The 16,990-nt window shown below is 72.9% G+C and carries 15 protein-coding genes; 4 read left to right on the top strand and 11 right to left on the bottom strand.

The genetic code is table 11. The features are described from left to right. Positions 1 to 14 precede the first annotated feature (14 nt). From AB0K05_RS36060 to AB0K05_RS36050, 3 genes are read right to left on the bottom strand one after another with little or no spacing between them, the layout of a single operon-like run. On the bottom strand, positions 15 to 857 hold the full coding sequence (locus AB0K05_RS36060; protein ID WP_364235294.1) for a serine hydrolase: 843 nt from the start codon (positions 855 to 857) through the stop codon (positions 15 to 17). Positions 858 to 862: 5 nt separating this feature from the next. Continuing rightward, entirely contained in the window at positions 863 to 2,176 is a 1,314-nt protein-coding gene (locus tag AB0K05_RS36055; protein WP_364235292.1) for a serine hydrolase domain-containing protein, read from the bottom strand. Further along, positions 2,140 to 4,056 (bottom strand): S9 family peptidase, encoded by a 1,917-nt coding sequence (locus tag AB0K05_RS36050; protein ID WP_364235289.1) that lies wholly within the window; start codon positions 4,054 to 4,056, stop codon positions 2,140 to 2,142. The genes AB0K05_RS36055 and AB0K05_RS36050 overlap by 37 nt, the downstream gene beginning before the upstream one ends. Before the next feature lie 301 nt (positions 4,057 to 4,357). Between AB0K05_RS36050 and tuf the strand changes: the two genes are divergently transcribed. Beyond that, the gene (gene tuf, locus AB0K05_RS36045) at positions 4,358 to 5,524 is read left to right on the top strand and encodes an elongation factor Tu (protein WP_364235286.1); all 1,167 of its coding nucleotides are present in this window, start codon (positions 4,358 to 4,360) and stop codon (positions 5,522 to 5,524) included. A 46-nt stretch (positions 5,525 to 5,570) separates the two neighbouring features. Here the strand turns inward: tuf and AB0K05_RS36040 are convergent, their stop codons facing one another. Further along, entirely contained in the window at positions 5,571 to 7,022 is a 1,452-nt protein-coding gene (locus tag AB0K05_RS36040) for a serine/threonine-protein kinase (RefSeq protein WP_364235283.1), read from the bottom strand. Positions 7,023 to 7,125: 103 nt separating this feature from the next. On the opposite strand from AB0K05_RS36040, the gene AB0K05_RS36035 reads away from it, so the two are divergent. Further along, positions 7,126 to 7,461 carry a hypothetical protein gene (locus AB0K05_RS36035; RefSeq protein WP_364235281.1) on the top strand — a complete coding sequence of 112 codons (336 nt, stop codon included), beginning with the start codon at positions 7,126 to 7,128 and terminating at the stop codon, positions 7,459 to 7,461. Between the two features lie 15 nt (positions 7,462 to 7,476). Here the strand turns inward: AB0K05_RS36035 and AB0K05_RS36030 are convergent, their stop codons facing one another. Then, entirely contained in the window at positions 7,477 to 7,764 is a 288-nt protein-coding gene (locus AB0K05_RS36030) for an antibiotic biosynthesis monooxygenase family protein (protein ID WP_148032079.1), read from the bottom strand. Between the two features lie 86 nt (positions 7,765 to 7,850). Further along, positions 7,851 to 9,032 carry an MFS transporter gene (locus AB0K05_RS36025; RefSeq protein ID WP_271276213.1) on the bottom strand — a complete coding sequence of 394 codons (1,182 nt, stop codon included), beginning with the start codon at positions 9,030 to 9,032 and terminating at the stop codon, positions 7,851 to 7,853. A 105-nt stretch (positions 9,033 to 9,137) separates the two neighbouring features. On the opposite strand from AB0K05_RS36025, the gene AB0K05_RS36020 reads away from it, so the two are divergent. Beyond that, positions 9,138 to 9,629 (top strand): Lrp/AsnC family transcriptional regulator, encoded by a 492-nt coding sequence (locus AB0K05_RS36020; RefSeq protein ID WP_271276212.1) that lies wholly within the window; start codon positions 9,138 to 9,140, stop codon positions 9,627 to 9,629. A 2-nt stretch (positions 9,630 to 9,631) separates the two neighbouring features. On the opposite strand, the gene AB0K05_RS36015 is transcribed toward AB0K05_RS36020, so the two are convergent. The 3 genes from AB0K05_RS36015 to AB0K05_RS36005 all read right to left on the bottom strand — a co-directional run bounded on the left by AB0K05_RS36015 (position 9,632) and on the right by AB0K05_RS36005 (position 13,686). Further along, a complete protein-coding gene (locus AB0K05_RS36015; RefSeq protein ID WP_364235277.1) occupies positions 9,632 to 10,129 on the bottom strand; it encodes a hypothetical protein in 498 nt (165 codons plus the stop codon). Positions 10,130 to 10,507: 378 nt separating this feature from the next. Beyond that, positions 10,508 to 10,858, bottom strand: a complete 351-nt coding sequence (locus AB0K05_RS36010; RefSeq protein ID WP_364235274.1) for a hypothetical protein — start codon at positions 10,856 to 10,858, stop codon at positions 10,508 to 10,510. Between the two features lie 5 nt (positions 10,859 to 10,863). Next, positions 10,864 to 13,686, bottom strand: a complete 2,823-nt coding sequence (locus AB0K05_RS36005; RefSeq protein WP_364235272.1) for a glycoside hydrolase family 2 TIM barrel-domain containing protein — start codon at positions 13,684 to 13,686, stop codon at positions 10,864 to 10,866. 73 nt (positions 13,687 to 13,759) lie between these two features. Between AB0K05_RS36005 and AB0K05_RS36000 the strand changes: the two genes are divergently transcribed. Further along, positions 13,760 to 14,314, top strand: a complete 555-nt coding sequence (locus AB0K05_RS36000) for a dihydrofolate reductase family protein (RefSeq protein WP_148032085.1) — start codon at positions 13,760 to 13,762, stop codon at positions 14,312 to 14,314. Between the two features lie 5 nt (positions 14,315 to 14,319). Here the strand turns inward: AB0K05_RS36000 and AB0K05_RS35995 are convergent, their stop codons facing one another. Then, positions 14,320 to 15,696 (bottom strand): M20 family metallopeptidase, encoded by a 1,377-nt coding sequence (locus tag AB0K05_RS35995; protein WP_364235269.1) that lies wholly within the window; start codon positions 15,694 to 15,696, stop codon positions 14,320 to 14,322. Further along, complete coding sequence (locus AB0K05_RS35990) at positions 15,693 to 16,841, bottom strand: amidohydrolase family protein (protein ID WP_364235266.1); 1,149 nt, start codon at positions 16,839 to 16,841, stop codon at positions 15,693 to 15,695. The genes AB0K05_RS35995 and AB0K05_RS35990 overlap by 4 nt, the downstream gene beginning before the upstream one ends. Positions 16,842 to 16,990 lie beyond the last annotated feature (149 nt).

The following is a 16,990-nucleotide window of genomic DNA, read 5'->3' as shown; positions in this document are numbered from 1 at the left end:
ATAGGGGGCGGCCGTCATGGGCCGCGCAGCCGGTCCACCGCCAGCCGGGCGGCCCGCCCGATCACCGCGTCGGCGGCCGGGTCGCGCCCGCCCAGCTTGTCCGTGCGCAGGAACACCGCGACGGCGTAGCGGCCGCCGTCGGGGTACTCGACGACGCCGGCCTCGTTGCGCACCCCCCACAGCGTGCCGGTCTTGCCGGAGACCCGGACCTCGTCGCCGAACCCGGAGGCGAGCCGGTGCGGCCAGATCTGCCTGCCCATGACCGCGCGGACCTCGGCGCACGCCTCGGCGGGGCCTGCCTCGTCCCGCCAGATCCTGGCGAGCAGCGTGGTGATCTCGCGCGGCGTTCCCGACGTGGTCCGCGCCGGGTCGCGCACGGCCAGCGGCTCGATCAGCTCGCGCGGCATCCCGTCGAGCTCGACGGTGCCGAGCTCGGCCTCGACCTGGGCGAACAGCTCGGCGCAGCCGCCGATGAGCCGGGTGCGGCGCAGCCCGAGCCGGGCGAGCGTGGCGTGCACCCGGTCCAGGCCGACCCGGCGCAGCAGCACGTCGGTGGCGGCGTTGTCGCTCATCGTCATCATGAAGTGCGCGAGGTCCCGCAGCGTGAGCGAGACGTCGTCGGCGCAGCCCGAGGTGCCGATGCCGCCGTCCTTGTCGGCGGCGGTGACGGTCAGCCGCTCGGTCCGCGCCACCTCGCCCGCCGCCGCCTGCAGGGCGTACTCCAGCAGCACGGCGATCTTGAACACGGACGCGAGGACGACGGGCTCGTCCGCGTCGTGGCATGACTCGCGGTCGCCGTCGACGTCGCGGGCGTGCAGGAAACCCCGCGCGCCCGCGCCTTCGAACACCTCACGCACGCCTTTCAGCCCGTCCGGGGCGTGGCGCGGGCGCCCAGGTGCACGTACGGGGAGCCGTCGGGCAGCTCGAAGAACACGGCCGAGAGCCAGTCGGGGTCGCCGTCCCTGCGGCCGACGAAGGTGGCCTCGTCCACGGGCCGCAGGTCCAGCTCGACGGGCTCGTCCAGCGCGGCCAGCTCGCCGGTGGACTCCATGCGCAGCCGCAGCCCGCCCTCGCGCTCGCCGATCGTGATGCGGGACCCGGCGCGCTCGTAGACGCCGGCGTAGCGGGCGGAGTCGACCTGGACGGGCTGCTCGGGCGGGCCCAGCCTGGCGGGCACGGTGACGCCGTCGAGCTCGGCGAACAGCTCGGTGACGACCCGGTGGGTGAAAGCGCCGCTGTGGCCGCCGTTGACGGTGACGCAGGCGATGGTGCCGGTGCCGGGCAGCATCCAGAGCATGGCGTGCTGGCCGATGGTGTTGCCGCCGTGGGAGACGACCTTCTGGCCGTCCCACTCGTCGAGGATCCAGCCGATGCCCCACTGCCTGCCGAGCGTGTGCGGGTTGGGGATGTCGATCTGCGGCTCCCACATGGCGGCCGGGTTCTCCAGCAGGCCGCCTTCGAGGTGGGCGCGGGCGAAGGCGACCACGTCGGCGGGGCGGGCGCAGATGAGCCCGGCGGGTCCGGCGGAGCGCATGAGCCCCCAGACCGGGGCGGGGTCCCCGTTCTCCATGTGGCCCATCGCGGCGCGGAAGCGGAGCACGTCCTCGGCCAGGGTGGCGGTGTGGGTGAGGCCGAGCGGCTCGATGATCCGCTCGCGCAGCACGTCGTCCCAGCGCTTGCCGGCCAGCTTCTCCAGCACCCGCCCGGCGACGATGAAGCCGGAGTTGCAGTAGGACTGGGTGACGCCGAGCGGGTGGTTCTGGGCCAGGTCGGCGCAGGCGGCCACGTACTTCTCGACGCAGTCGTCGCCGCGGCCGGTGTCCAGGAACAGGTCGCCGTCGATGCCGCTGGTGTGGGAGAGCAGGTGGCGGATCGTGACGGTCTTGGTCACCTCGGGGTCGGCGACCTTGAACTCGGGCAGCACGTCGACGACGGGCGTGTCCAGGGTGAGCCTGCCCTGCTCGATGTCCTGCATGAGCAGGGTGGCGGTCCACACCTTGGTGACGGAGCCGATCTGGAACAGCGAGTCGGGGGTGCTCTCGACCCCCGTCGCCTTGTTGAGCACCCCGGCGGCGAACTCGTGGAGCTCCCCCTGGTGCAGGTAGGCGAGGGCCGCGCCGGGCACCTCGTATTCGGCGATCAGCTCGGCGAGCCGGTGACCCATTGCTGCAGCCACGCGATGATCCTCTCGTTGTAGTCGATCCGGTGTGAGGGGCGTCCGTTGAGGATGAACAGGTGGGAGGCGCCTGGATAGCGCACCAGCCGGACGGGCACGCCGCGCTCGCGCAGCGCCGCGAACCACTGCTCGGCCTGGCCCACGGGGCAGCGGTCGTCGGTGTCGCCGTGCAGCAGGAGGGTGGGGGTCGTGACGTCGTCCACGTGGGTGAGCGGGGACTGGGGTACGACGTCACCCCCGCATTCAAACATTTTCAGGAAATATCCCATATCGGAGGTTCCACCCATGCTGACCAGGTCAGTCACGGCACCTCCGGGGATGGCGGCCTTGAACCGCCCGGTCCGCGTGGACAGCCAGCAGGTCATGTAGCCGCCGTAGCTGTAGCCGGTGACGGCCAGCCGCTCCGGGTCCGCGACGCCCTCGGCCACCAGGTCGTCGAGGGGGCCCAGGAAGTCCTGGGTGTCGGCCAGCCCCCAGGCTCCGGCCGCCGCCTTGTAGAAGGCTTCACCGTACCCGTCGCTGGCGCGCGGGTTCAGGGTGAGCACGGTCCAGCCGCGTGCGGCGAGCACCTGGTGGTAGAGGTGCGCGCCGTCGAAGACGGGCGCCCAGGCGTTGTGCGGGCCGCCGTGGATGTCGAGCAGCAGCGGCCCCGGCCCGTTCAGCGTCTCGTCGCGCAGCACGAACCCCTCGACGGGCGTGCCGTCGGCGGCGGTGAACGTGCGGCGGACGGGGGTGAACAGGTCCACGCCGGCGAGCGCGTACGAGGTGAGCGCACTCTCAGGCGCCGGGGTCTCGGAGGTGTCCGGCGGTGACTCTCCCGATGTCTCGGATGTTCCGCCCGACGGGAGATCCATCAGGTACACCTCGCCAGCGCTGCGGGCCGTCGCGGCGACGTACGCGAGCTTCCCGGCGGTGGTGCCCGCACCGGCCACCACGGCGTCGCCGCCGACGACCTTGACCGCGTTTCCCCCGGTCAGGGGGACGGTGTAGAGGTGCGTGCAGCCGCGGTCGCGGGCCGCGAACAGCAACTGCCCGCCGGCGAGCCGGGGCGCGGCGCCGGGGTAGCCGGGCGCGCCCACCATGACGCTGCGGTCCAGCCCGGTCTCCAGCTCCCGCGCCCCGTCCGCCTCCACCAGGTGGAGCCGCGTGTGCCCGACCGGCTCGACCGGCCCGGCCACCACCAGCCGCCCGCCGAGCCACCACACGCCGGCGGCGATCACCTCGGGACCGGTCAGCCGTTTCGGCTCACCCCCGCCCGCCTCGACCGCGTACACCGAGCTCGACAGCCGCAGGTCGCCGTCGGGCTCCATCCCGGCGGTGAACGCCAGCCGCTCCCCGTCCGGCGCCCACGAAGGCTCCCCCGCGTGGAAGCCGCCCTCGGTGAGCCGGACGGTCTCCCCCGACCTCACCTCGGCGACGAAGACCTGCGTGGTGATCCCGCGCAGCAGCCCGGCGCCGTCGGCCTTGTAGTCCAGCCGGTCCGCCACCACGGGAGCGTGCGGGTCGAGCTCGCCGTGCGGACCCGCGTACGCGATCCTGTCGCCGCCGGGCGACCACACCGGCGCGCCCGCTCCGAGCGGCGCGGCGGTGAGGACGCGCGGCTCACCGCCGTCCATGGGCAGCAGGTGGATCTGCGGCCGGCCCTCGACGGGCCGCAGGTACGCCAGCGTGCGCCCGTCCGGAGACCAGCGCGGGCAGCTCCCCTCGGCGAGCCGCCGGGGCTCCGCGCCGGGGGCGGCGAGCCAGATCTCGTCGTGGTTCCCGTCCGGCTCGCGCCGGGCCGTGGTGAGCGTGTACGCGACCGCGCCGCCGTCCGGCCGCGGCTGCGGATCGGACGGCACGGCCAGGCGGAACAGGTCGTCCAGCGTGATGCGGGGCATGAGCGAACGCTAGGCCAGCACCGTCACGCCTTCTTCGGTCTGCAGGACGAACCGGGGCCCGCGCCTTGTCCGCCGGACCAAAGGGAATATTCGATTGCCCATCGCTGCTGACAGCAGCACCATGGTCATCATGATCCGGCACGCGCTCCCGACGACGCCCGCCCGCGCGGGCGCGTTCGAGCGTGCCTGCGACGGCCTGGAGCGCTGACCTCTTCCCGTTCGTCCCGGAGTGTGACCCGGCGGGGAGAGGTAGACGGCCCTGCACGGGTCACCACGCATCCAGGTTCGCAAGGAAGGGATCATGGCCAAGCAGGCCTATGTGCGGAACAAGCCGCACCTCAACATCGGCACGATGGGCCACGTCGACCACGGCAAGACCACGCTGACCGCCGCCATCACGAAGGTGCTGGCGGAGCGCGGCCAGGCGACGTACACGCCGTTCGAGCGGATCGACCGCACCCCGGAGGAGCACTCCAGGGGCATCACGATCAACATCTCGCACGTCGAGTACGAGACCGCCACGCGGCACTACGCCCACGTGGACATGCCGGGCCACGCCGACTACGTGAAGAACATGATCACGGGGGCGGCGCAGCTCGACGGCGCCATCCTGGTGGTGTCGGCGCGCGACGGCATCATGCCGCAGACCAGGGAGCACGTCCTGCTCGCCCGGCGCGTGGGCGTCGAGCACCTGGTCGTCGCGGTCAACAAGGCCGACGGGGCCGACCCGGAGCTCACCGACCTGGTGGAGCTGGAGCTGCAGGACCTGCTCGGCGAGCACGGCTTCGCCGGCTCGCCGATGGTGCGCGTCTCCGGGCTGCGGGCGCTCGAGGGCGACCCGGCCTGGACGGCGTCCATCGACGAGCTGCTCCGTACGGTCGACGACCACATCCCGGTCCCGGTCCGGTACGTGGACGCGCCGTTCCTCATGCCCGTGGAGAACGTCATGTCCATCACCGGCCGCGGCACGGTCGTCACCGGGGCCATCGAGCGCGGCGCCGTCCGCGTCGGCGACCCGGTCACGGCCGTCGGGCTGGGCGGCGACCTGTCCGCGGTCGTCACCGGCGTCGAGACGTTCGGCCGCACGATGGAGCGCGGCGAGGCGGGCGACAACGCCGCCCTCCTGCTCCGGGGCGTCCAGCGGCACCAGGTCAGGCGCGGCATGGTGCTCGCGGCCCCGGGCAGCCAGGCGGCGCACCGGGCGTTCACCGCCCGGGTGTACCTGCTGACGGCGGAGGAGGGCGGCCGGCGCAAGCCGATCGCCTCGGGCTACCGGCCGCAGTTCTACCTGCGCACGACGGACGTGCCGGGTGAGCTGCTGCTCACCTCGCCGGCCCGGCCGGGGGACACGATCGAGGTCCCGGTCACCCTCGGCAAGCCGGTCGCCCTGGAGCCGGGCCTCGGCTTCGCCATCCGCGAGGGCGGCCTGACCGTGGGCGCCGGCACGGTGCTCGCCGTGACGGACTGAACCGTGGTCGCCGGGATCTCTTCGGAGGTCCCGGCGACCAGCGGCATCAGCTGAAGCCCTGGGGACAGAGGAAGGTCTTGATGCTGCCCGGCGCTCTCGCGAGGAGGGCCGGGCGGTCCGACAGTGAGCAGAAGTTGCTGCCGATCTCGGCGTCGACGAACCGGGCTCTGTTCCGCGTCGCGATCAGGGAGATCCCGCCGACACTCGGGGACTCGATCTCGGCCGCGAGCCAGGAGCCCGCGCACTTCCTGCCCCCGACCGCGGCGTCCTGCGGCAGGCTGCCGCCGTTCATCGCGGCGACCTGCTGGAGTATCGCGCTGTCGGACGGGCACGGCGCGGTGGTGGCCGAGGGGCGCGGGCTCGTCTTCCTCGCGGTGGGCGTCTTCACGGGGGTCCTGCTGGGAGTGGGCGACTCCTCGGCGGTCTCGTCCGCCGTCGCCGTCTCCTCCGGGCTCTCGCTCTCATCCGGCTCCGGGCTTTCGCTCCCGCCCGGCTCCGGGCTTCCGGACCGCGTGGACGAGGAAGAGACGCCCGGGCTCCGCAGCGCCTCCGGCGTCCCCGCCGCGTTCACCGTGAAGGCCACGCCGACGGCCGAGACCGCCGCCACGACGGCGACGGCCGACCACAGCGGCACCACGGGGCGCCTGCCGGGCACCGGCATGGGGGTCGTCGCGCCCCTCCTCAGCGCGGTGACCCGGGCGAGCAACTCGTGCGTGGCCGGCCGCGCCTTCCGATCCTTGGCGAGCGCGCTCCGTACGAGGTCGCGGACGCGCGGCGGCACGCCGGACAGGTCGGCGTCGACGCTCATGACGCGGTAGGCCAGGACATCGGGGGCGCCGGTGCCGAACGGCGGGCGCCCGGTCGAGGCGTACACCATCAGCGCGCCCCAGGCGAAGACGTCGGCGGCCGCGTCCGCCTGGTCGCCCCGGTACTGCTCGGGGCTGATCCAGCCGGGGGTGCCGATCAGCGCGCCGGTGCCCGTGAGCCCGCTCTCGTCGAGGGCGCGGGCGATGCCGAAGTCCAGGACCTTCGCGCCGGAGGCGGAGAGGATGACGTTCCCGGGTTTGAGGTCGCGGTGCACGACGCCGGCTCGATGGATGTCGGTGAGCGCTTCGGCGATGTCGGCGCCGAACGACAGCAACTCGTCCGGCGGCAGCGGCCCGTTGCCCTGCACGTGCGTGCTGAGCGTCGGGCCGGGCACGAACTCGGTGGCCAGCCAGGGAGGCATCGTGGCGGTGTCGGCGGCCAGCACCGAGACCGTGCAGCGCCCGCGCACCCGGGACAGGAGATCGACCTCGCGCACGAAACGGGCATGGAACTGCGGATCGGCGGCCAGCCCCGGATGGATGACCTTGACCGCCACCCGGGCGCCGTCCGCCGCCACCCCCGCGTAGACCACGCCCATGCCGCCGGCGCCCATCCGGCCTTCGACGCGGTACGGGCCGATCATCTCTGGCTCGTCCATCGCCCGGGGGCCGAAGCCGCGGGGGTCGCTCATCGGGGCTCCCGATCGCCGGGGTCATCGCAACGGCAATGATCCTAATGATCTGGGCGTGGTGGTGCTCCATGGCATACTGGCGGCCCCGCGGCATGGAGGTGCCATGTTCGAGTCCGTCAGATTATGGCTGGTGATCGCCCTCGGTTTCCTGACGAGCGCCTGCGCGCTGGGGAACAACGTCCTCTGGGCCGGCGCGATCGCCTGCCTTCCGGTGATCGGCTACATCGGCGTCCGCCGGCTGCGCCACGGGAGCGCGCGCGGGACCGGTGACGTGTTCGGCGCTCTCACCTGGACGCTCGTGGGAGCCGTGGCGTTGTACCTCGGCTGTGTGCTCGCCTGGCCGTTTCCCACAGGGCTGGTCGTCTCACTGTTCTTCCTGGTCGTCGCGATGATCATCGGTATCCGGAAGGACGTCTCGGCACGCTACGCGGGCGACTGAGGACCGGCTGACGGCTCAGGTCAGCGAGCGCAGGTCCGCGACGTCGTACTCGGTCACCGAGGCGGCGAGTATGGCGTCCTGCTGGGTGTCGTCGGGGCCGCTGCCGCGGAACGCCTCGACGGCCGCCCGCGACTCCCAGCGTTCGAAGATGTTGACGCGGCCGGCGTCCACCAGGTCCGCGCCGATGGCGAAGTCGAGGCAGCCGGGTGCGCGGCGGGCCAGCTCGACGACGCCCTCGCAATCCGCCAGATAGCGCTCGCGCCGGTGCGGATCGACGACGATGTGCCCCGCGACGATGACCATGTCCTGCTCCTCTGCCGAGTTCGTCCTGACCGTCGTGGTTGTGACCGCCGAACGAGCCGGAACTCATCGGTGCGCGCACGAGAGGGTCACCTTCGCGCAGGGGCGGCGCGCCGGGTCCGGGCGAGCGTGACCGCGGCCAGGACGAGCAGGGCCATGGCGACCGGCGCGAGGACGGTGTACCCACCAGAGGAAAGGACCATGGTGGAGGCCAGGCCGGCCACGGCGGCCGCGCCCCAGAGTCCGGCGTCGACCGCGCCCTCCACGCGCATCCGGTCGGCCCCCTCCGGCAGCCCCGTGGCGAGGCCGGCGCTGCCGCCGATGAAGCAGAGGTTCCAGCCGTACCCGAGCAGGAACAGGCCGGCCGTCAGCATCGGCATGCGGCCGGGCCCGGCCGCGGCCAGGGCCACGGACAGCGCCATGATCGCCAGCCCGGCGGCCATCACGGGCCGCGCGCCGTACCGGTCGATCAGGTGGCCGGTGAGCGGCGAGAACGCGAACATGCCGAAGGTGTGCGCCGCCAGCGCGGCGCCGACCGCATCCAGGCCGTGGTGGTGCAGGTGCATGTCCGGCGGGGCCGCGGTCATGATGCCGACCATCACGACCTGCGCCGCGGCCATCACCGCGAACGCCGACCGCGCGGCGGGCCCGTGCACCAGGTCGCTGAGCCGTGCCCGCCCAGGAACCGGGCGTGCCCCGGATCCCGCCAGGGCGGCGGAGACGGCCATGGCCGCGGCGCAGGCGACACCGGCCAGCAGGAAGGGGCCGGTGAAGGCGATCCATCCCAGCCCCGTCGCGACCGTGCTCGACGGTGCGAGCAGCAACGGCCCGCCGACCGCGCCGAGCGTGCCGCCCCAGACCACGGTCCCGATCGCGAACCCGCGCCGCGCCGGTGGATACAGGTCCGCCGCCGCGTAGCGGGACAGCTGGGCCCCGGCGTTGCCCACCCCCAGCAGGAGCATGCCCAGGGTCAGCGTGACGATGTCGTACGAGGCGACGGCCACGAGCGCGAGGCAGGCCCCCGCCGTCGCCACCGCGAAGCCGAGCACGAACCCGGCACGCCGCCCGGCGCGGTTCATCACGCGGGTCAGTGCGAGGGCGCCGGCGCCGGTGCCGACGATGCCCGCCGTCACGGGCACGCCGGCCCACGCGAGGCCGAGGCGGTCTGTGGCGACGAGGGTGCTGACCGCGCTCGCCGCCGCCATCGCGGCGTTCATGAGCGCGGTCGCCGTGAACAGGGCGGTTATGCTGCGCCGGTGTCTATTGATCATCCCTTTACGATAGGAATGTCGGTTTTGAGAATGAAGGGGATCTGAACGGTCCTGCGGCGGTTACGCTTCTCGAACGTGATGCATGATCCGGTCAGAGGTTGACGAATGGACAGACAGTTGGATCGTACGGACTGGCGGATCCTCGCCGAACTCCAGCGCGACGGCCGTCTCTCGTACAACCGGCTCGGCCGCCTCGTCAACCTGTCGCCGCCCGCCGTGGCCGAGCGGGTGCGCCGTCTGGAGGAGGCCGGAGTGATCACCGGATATCAGGTCACGATCGATCCGGCCAAGGCGGGGCTGCCGCTCACCGCGTTCGTCCAGATGCGCTGCGCGCCGGGCCGCTGCCTGCTGAAGACCACCACGGCGGGGGACTATCCCGAGGTCGTCGAGGTGCACAAACTGACGGGCGACTCGTGCACCATGCTCAAGATCCGCACCGCCTCGATGCGCCATCTGGAAGGACTGCTCGAACGCCTCGGCGGGCACGGCGAGCTCACCTCGTTCGTCGTCCTGTCCACCCAGTACGAGGGCCGTCCCGTCGAACCTCCGGCCTCCGAGCTCAGACCGGTGACCGACTCCGCCGGGTGGAGCCGCTGACCCTACTTGAGGGACAGGATGCGGCCGTGGTACTTCGGGTGCTTGGTCTCCCAGTAGCGCCAGCCCTCCACCTTGGCGGGGACGTTGGCTATGCCGCGGTCGATGAGACGGTGACGGCAGGTGCCGAGCACCGACCAGGCCGACCAGCCGACGCGGTAACCGAAGACGCGGTAGCGCATGTTGCCGTACATGCCCTTGCTGACTTCCCGCGTGTACTCGTGGCCGGCGAAGACCATGTGGCGCTCCTCCAGGTGCGGGATTCCCAGCCGGCGCAGGTTGCGCACCACGTCTCCGGTGGTGAGGGAGATCTGCTTCTCCGACTCGGTCTCGAGGAAGGCGAGCACCTCGTGCTCACGTGTCACACTCACCGTCATCGTGCCGCCCGGCCCGTCGATGAAACGGGTGCGTGGGATGTAGAAGTTCCGCGGCGAGAGCCGGTGGATCTTGAAGAAGACCCTGGACTCGCACGTCGCGTCGACGTCCCCGAAGCCCCACCTCACCCGCGGAGTCGGGGTCGGGGTCTCCGTCGGGCTCTCCGTGGCGCTGGGCGTGGGAGTCGGGGTAGGACTCGGGGTCGGGCCCGCGCTCGCCGACGGGGACAGGGTGGCGACGAGGGCCGCGGACAGGGTGCCCGCCGCGACCAGTATCGCCGATCTCCCGGCCGGGCGACGCCTTCCCGGCCCGGACGAGGCCACTCTTCCTGGTTTCGCCGTGGACATGTCGGTGAGCTTCCTTTCGACCGGGTCCGTACGATGCTCGCAGCCGACCCGAGCCGCAGGGCGACGGCTCGCCGGTTCCTCCTTTCTGGTACCTGGAAAGAATGGTCGACAAAGGGACCAAGCCGCTCGTCGCATCCGGCCCTGAAGGCTGATCCGTCTTCACGACGGCGCGTCGTGAAGAGCTCCGATCGGGGCGACCACGTGGGAGCCGCCCTTGCAGCGCCACACGGGCCGCCGCGCCTCGAAGTCGACGTGCAGCCCGAACTCGTGTGCCGGGCACTCCGGCCACACGATCCAGAGCACCTCCATCATCAGGTCCTGCATGCACTCCGCGACGTTCGCCACGTCGTACTCGGTGTCGGCGTTCAGGAACGCTCCCCCGCTCCAGGACCTGCCGTCCTCCAGGGCGAGGTACCGGTACTCGTCCTGCCATTCCGTGAAGTGGAACCGGTGGCGGGCCCTGACCTCGGGCGGCAGGTCGGCGATGACCGTCTCCAGAGCCCGTTCCAAGGGAGTCACGACGGCTCGAAACGGAGGCGGAAGGTGGCCGGGCGGGCGCGCAGTTCGTAACGCGCCAGGGTGGCCGGGCCGCAGGCGGCGCTGCCGATGCCGTGCTGGGCCAGGTCCAGGGTGAGATGGAGGCGGCCATCCGGGACGAGGTCGGGGCGGTGGGCGGCGGCGTCCAGGGCCGCGGTGCTCCAAGGGCGGACCGTCAGGCCGAACACCGGGGCGCCGGTGATCCTGATCCCGGCGAGCTCGGCCCAGCGGACGGCGGCGCGGTGGCCGTTCTCCTGGGGGTAGACGTACGGGGTCTGCATCCCCTCCACCGTGCTGGTCCACCTGCCGACCCGGGTGGCCATGCCGGTGTCCGGGTACGCCTCCCCCGGCCCGAGGCCATACCAGGTGACCGTCCGAGGGACGGACGGAAGCGTCAGGGCGAGGCCGAGGCGCGGGATCGGCTCGGGCCAGTCGCCTTCGGGGACGATGTCGACCCGGAGGTCGAGGGCGTCGCCCGAGGCGGTCCAGGTGTAGGTGGCGCGCATGCCGAGGTCGGTCGCGGCGGGCGCCACCCTGGTGCGGACGGTGAGCGCGTCGCCGGGCTCGACCGCGTCGACGCGGTGGGTGAGGCGGTGCAGGCCGAGCAGGCGCCAGCGGAACTCGGTGCCGTCGTAGCGGTCGTTGTCGATCGGCGCCCGCCACAGCTCCAGCCGAGGACCTTCGACGTCGAGGCCGAACAGGCGGGTGAGACGGCCGGTCGCCCCGTCGAACACCGCCCCGCCGACCTCGATCTCCGCACCATGAGCGGCCGAGGCGGCGTCCCTGCGGTGAGCGGGTCCATCGGCACGGCGCGGGACGGCGCGGAGGTCGTCCGGCCCCGTGTACGGGGTGCCGTCCGTGTCGAGGGGGACCTGGGCCCACGCCACCTCGTGCCCCGCGTCCGCCCACGGCTCGTCGCGGGCCAGGGAGGCGCGGACGGTGAGCCAGCGCTCGCCTTCCCTCTCCGGGAAGACCGGCAGCTTGACCTCGCCGCCCTCGGCCGGGACCTCCAGCGGGAACGACCCCAGGGGCACGCCCTCCGCCTCGACCTCGCCCGAGAAGGCCAGGTGGGACAGGTCGCGGAAGCCGTACTTGCTCCGGATCGTCACCGAACCCGCCGAGAAGGTGAACGCGACCGGCTCGAACACCTTCTTCAGGTCCAGGAACCCGGGTGACGGCGTGCGGTCGGGGAAGACGAGGCCGTCGACGACGAAGTTGCCGTCGTGGACGGGCTCGCCGTAGTCGCCGCCGTACGCGTACCCGAGCGCGGGATGCGCGAGGCCGTGGTCGATCCACTCCCAGATGAAGCCGCCGGCCAGCCGCGGATAGCGCTCGAACAGCTCCTGGTACTCGGCGAGCCCGCCGGGGCCGTTGCCCATCGCGTGCGCGTACTCGCACTGCAGGAACGGCATCGCGCGCCGCCGCGCGTCCAGCTCGGGGTCGTCCAGCGGGTCCTCGGCGCCCCGGCCGATCGCCTCGACCTCGGCGTGCGAGGCGTACATGCGCGAGTACACGTCCGTGTGCTCGCACGAGCGGTCGCCCTCGTAGTGGATGGGCCGGGACGGGTCCCGCTCGCGGGTCCACTCCGCCATGGCGCCGAGGTTGCGGCCGACGCCCGCCTCGTTGCCCAGCGACCACATGATGACGCTGGGGTGGTTCTTGTCACGCTCCACCATGCGGCGCATCCGGTCGAGGCACGCCTCCTCCCAGCGCGGGTCGTCGCTGGGGTTGCGCCGCCAGCCGACCTGGCCGAAGCCGTGCGTCTCCAGGTCGCACTCGTCGATCACCCACAGCCCCAGCTCGTCGCAGAGGTCGAGGAAGGCGGGGTGGGGCGGGTAGTGGCTGGTGCGGACGGCGTTGACGTTGTGCCGCTTCATCAGCAGCACGTCCTCGCGCATGGTCTCGTACGAGACCGCCCGCCCGTGCTCGGGGTGGAACTCGTGCCGGTTGACGCCCTTGAGCAGCAGCGGCCGACCGTTGACGAGCAGCACCCCGTCCTCGATGGAGACGGTACGGAAGCCGACGCGCAGCCGGACGGTCTCCCCCGGCGCGCGCAGCACCGCCTCGTACAGCCGCGGCGTCTCGGCGCTCCACGGCTCGGCTCCGACGGTGACGCGCTCGCCCGGCCCGAGCCCGGTGATGCCCAGCTCTGGCACGTCGAGGGCGCCGTCGCCGTCGAAGCTCAGCGTGCCGCGCCCTTCCTCGTACGAGGCGCGCACGAACACGTCGGCGGCCGAGCGGGTGAGGGTCACGTCGCGGAAGATGCCGGGAAGCCACCACTGGTCCTGGTCTTCCAGGTAGGAGGCGGCCGACCACTGGTGGACGCGCACGGCCAGCACGTTACGTCCCGGCTTGAGCCACGGGCCGGCGTCGAACTCGGCGGGCAGCCGGCTGCCGGTGGTGAAGCCCAGCTCGTGCCCGTTCAGCCAGACCTTCGCGTACGACTCGACGCCCTCGAAGCGGAGCCTGCCGCCGCTCCAGCCGTCCGGCAGGTCGAAGGCGCACCGGTAGTCGCCGGTCGGGTTCTCCGTGGGCACGTGCGGCGGGTCGACGGGGAAGGGATAGGACACGTTGGTGTACGCGGGAGCGCCGTGGCCGTGCAGCGGCCAGTGCGACGGCACCGGTAAGTCGTCCCAGCCCGTGTCATCGTAGCCGGGGTCGGCGAAGCTCTCGGAGACGGTCGCCACCGGTGACAGGCGGAACCGCCAGGTGCCGTTGAGATCGAGCGAGGGGGCGTCCGAGCGCAGGGCCGCGCGAGGGTCGAGGCGGCCGGAACCAGGGGTGAAACGTTCGCATTCCATCGCCTGCCGAGCCTAGAGGTTCGGCGCGCTTTCGTCAGCGACGAGTTTCCGGCGGGACGGCGGTCTACCGGGTATGAGCGATGTGGTGCTGAACATGACGGTCTCGGTCGACGGGTTCGCCACCGGGCCGGACGAGGATCTGGAGCGGCTCCACCGGTGGATCTTCGCGGAGAGCGCGGAGGACGCGGAGATCATGGCGGAGTTCGCCGCCGAGCCGGGCGCGTACGTGATGGGGATGGGCATGTTCCGGTCGGGCCTGGAGCCGTGGGGTGACGCGCCGCCGTTCCCGCACCCGGTGTTCGTGCTCTCCCACACCGAGCGGGAGCCGCTGGTCAAGCCGCCGGCGACGTTCACGTTCGTCACCGGCGGGATCGAGGACGCGGTCGCCCGCGCGCGGGCGGCGGCCGGGGAGCGGGACGTGTGGGTGGTCGGCGGCGCGGACGTGTGCCGGCAGGCGCTGGCCGCCGGACTGGTCGGCGAGCTGCGGCTGCACGTCGCGCACGTGCTGCTCGGCGACGGGCTGCCGCTGTTCGGGAAGCTCCCGCTGCCGGCCGACCTGGAGGAGGTCAGGACGGTGACGACGCCGGGCATGACGCACCTGACGTTCCGGGTCGCCAGGAACGCCTGACCCCGTCAGGGGATCACCCGTTCCTCGGGATGCCGGCGGACACCCCTCCCGTTGACGCCCGGCGACGGGGACGCGGCGAGATAGCCGGCCAGGAGGCTTTCGGCGACCTCGCCCACGGTGGCGTCGTCGGGCAGGAACTCGGGGGTGTGCAGCCCGGCCCGCGTGTCGACGCCGACGAACATCATCAGCGACGGCATCAGCTCGCCGTACTGGGCGAAGTCGTCGCCGCCGCACGAGCGCAGCTCCTCGCTGACCGACCGCCCGCTCTGACGCAGCAGCGCGCCGGTGCGCATGGCGAGCGCGGCGTCGTTGACCAGGACCGGCTCGCCCCGGTGGACCCGGACGTCGGCCTCACAGCCGTAGGTGCGCGCCATGTCCTCGACGAGCTGGGCGAACTGGGCGTGCAGCGTCTCGCGCGCCGGCTGTGACAGGGTGCGCAGGGTGCCGTGGGCGACGGCCTCGGCGGGGATGGCGTTCGGCGCGGTGCCGGCGTGCACGGTGCCGAACGTCACCACGGTCGGCACCATCGGGTCGGCGGTCCGGCTGACCAGGTGCTGGGCTCCGGTGATCACCTGCGCCATGGCGACGATCGGGTCGCGGGCCAGGTGCGGGTAGGCGGCGTGCCCGCTCACGCCCCTGAGCGTCACCCGGAACTCGTCGGCGGAGGCGTTGACCGCGCCCGGCGTGCAGGCGGTCACCCCGGCGTCCAGCACGGGCTGCACGTGCGCGCCGATCATGGCGCAGACGTCGTTGCGGGCCAGGGCTCCCGATCGGACGATGTCGGCGGCGCCCGACGGGTGGCTCTCCTCGCGTGGCTGCAGCACGACCATGAGCGGGGCCGGCCGCTGCTGGGCGGTCACGGACTCGTACCCGGCCTCCGGCCGGCTCTCGTGCGTCTCCAGGATGGCGGTGACCCTGGCGACCGCGCGGGCCAGCGCCACGACGGCGGCCAGGTGGACGTCGTGGCCGCAGGCGTGCATGGCGCCGTTGTCGGCCGCCCAGGGCACGCCGGTGCGCTCGACGATGGGCAGCGCGTCGAGTTCGCCGCGCACGCCCACGGCGGGGCCGGGGCCGCCGATCCTGACCAGCGCGCCGGTCCCGGCGACGTGCTCCACCGGCCCTTCCGGCAGCGCGTCCAGCACCCGTCTGAGCGTGGGCGCCTCCTTGCCCGACACCCTGGGGTCGGCGTGCAGCTCGCGCCGCAGCCGCTCGGCGGCGGGCAGCTCGGCGTGCAGCGCCTCCCGAAGCAGCACCTCGCGGTGGTCGGAGCCGAGGTCGGCGCGGGCGTCCGCGCGCCGGCCGGAGAGCTGATCGGATCGCAGCTCAGCACGGTGGTCCGTACGCCGGTCGGAGTGGCCGTCCGGGCGGGGATAGGAGGTCACGCGGCGCCCCCGAGCCGGTAGAGGCGGCGCGCGTTGGTGGCGCCGATCATGGTGGCGACCCGCACGGCCTGGCCCGCCGACCACTCCCCCTCGGTGACGAAGCCGCCTAGCACCCGCGTCATGGCCCGCCGCCACAGCTCCGCGCCGAGGAAGTGCAGCTCGGCCGGGCCCCATCCGTCGGACGAGAACATGATCTTGGCGAACGGGGCGGTCTCCAGGCTCTCGGCCACCACCGCGGCGCTGCCCGCACCGGTGTGGTGGACGGCCAGGCCCAGGTCGAAGAACACGTGCGGGTACGCGTGCGCCAGGTATCCGGCGTGGCGGTGGAACGGGTAGCAGTGCAGCAGCACCAGCGGCACCCCGGCCGGCTGCGTCCGCTCGATCAGCCCGCGCAGCAGCAGCGGGTCGGCGCGGCGCAGGTCCAGGTCGGGGTCGCCGATCCCGGTGTGGAACTGCAGCGGCAGGCCGGTCTCCAGCGCGGTCCAGATGAGGTGCCGCAGCAGCACCGGGTCCGCCAGGCGGCCGCCGGCGGCGAGCCAGCGGCCCGCGGCCTCGGTCACCTCGGCGGGCGAGGGCGGGTCCGGGTCGAGGTCGAGCCCGTGCCGGTAGGCGACGATGCTCTTCAGCGCGCGGGCGGTGCGGATCCGCTCCCCCAGCGCCTCGGCGAACCGGCCGGCGAAGCCCGCGGCGGACACGCCGGAGGCGGCGACCTGCTCGGCCACGGCCTCCAGCCGCACCACCTCGTCGACCGGGACCGCGGCGAGCTCGGCCATGCCGGAAGGGCCGACGACCTCGTCGGCACGGTAACCGGTCTCGATCAGGTAGTGGCCCGCGCCCGCGGCGCCGAGCAGCAACCGGTTCACCGAGACGACGCCCAGCCGGGCGCGGCGGGCCAGGTACTCCTCGGGCGAGATGAACGCGTCGAGTCCGAGCACGGGCGCGCAGTGGCGCAGGATGGCGTGGCCCAGCTGCGAGTCGAACGGCGTCATCCAGTCGGGCGCCGGCCCGTGGGCCTCGGTGATCAGCTCCTCGAACGCGGCACGCGACAGGTCGCGGCCCGTCACCCCGTGGGCGTGCTGGTCGACCAGCGGCAGTTCCTCGATCGTCCGATGGAGCCCGGACAGCACGGTGAGTTCACTGGCCATCGGCGCCCCCGCCCGGCTTCACCTCTACGCGCGACACGTACGTTCTTCCCCTTCGCGGACAACGGCCTCAACCCGAACCGTGCCCGCGTGCGGGGCCGATGAACGTGGGGACGGGCACGACCTGCGCGCCCGTCCCCGCGGATCAGGCG

Origin of the sequence: Nonomuraea sp. NPDC049486 (assembly GCF_040676925.1) — a bacterium.
Classification (GTDB): domain Bacteria; phylum Actinomycetota; class Actinomycetes; order Streptosporangiales; family Streptosporangiaceae; genus Nonomuraea; species Nonomuraea ferruginea.
This window is presented reverse-complemented; position numbering and strand designations above follow the sequence as displayed.

Bases quoted from the DNA above. Each gene is read 5' to 3' on its own strand.
- AB0K05_RS36050 (WP_364235289.1), bottom strand. From the start codon at position 4,056: ATGCCCCGCATCACGCTGGACGACCTGTTCCGCCTGGCCGTGCCGTCC.
- tuf (WP_364235286.1), top strand. From the start codon at position 4,358: ATGGCCAAGCAGGCCTATGTGCGGAACAAGCCGCACCTCAACATCGGC.
- AB0K05_RS36040 (WP_364235283.1), bottom strand. From the start codon at position 7,022: ATGAGCGACCCCCGCGGCTTCGGCCCCCGGGCGATGGACGAGCCAGAG.
- AB0K05_RS36035 (WP_364235281.1), top strand. From the start codon at position 7,126: ATGTTCGAGTCCGTCAGATTATGGCTGGTGATCGCCCTCGGTTTCCTG.
- AB0K05_RS36030 (WP_148032079.1), bottom strand. From the start codon at position 7,764: ATGGTCATCGTCGCGGGGCACATCGTCGTCGATCCGCACCGGCGCGAG.
- AB0K05_RS36025 (WP_271276213.1), bottom strand. From the start codon at position 9,032: ATGATCAATAGACACCGGCGCAGCATAACCGCCCTGTTCACGGCGACC.
- AB0K05_RS36020 (WP_271276212.1), top strand. From the start codon at position 9,138: ATGGACAGACAGTTGGATCGTACGGACTGGCGGATCCTCGCCGAACTC.
- AB0K05_RS36005 (WP_364235272.1), bottom strand. From the start codon at position 13,686: ATGGAATGCGAACGTTTCACCCCTGGTTCCGGCCGCCTCGACCCTCGC.
- AB0K05_RS36000 (WP_148032085.1), top strand. From the start codon at position 13,760: ATGAGCGATGTGGTGCTGAACATGACGGTCTCGGTCGACGGGTTCGCC.
- AB0K05_RS35990 (WP_364235266.1), bottom strand. From the start codon at position 16,841: ATGGCCAGTGAACTCACCGTGCTGTCCGGGCTCCATCGGACGATCGAG.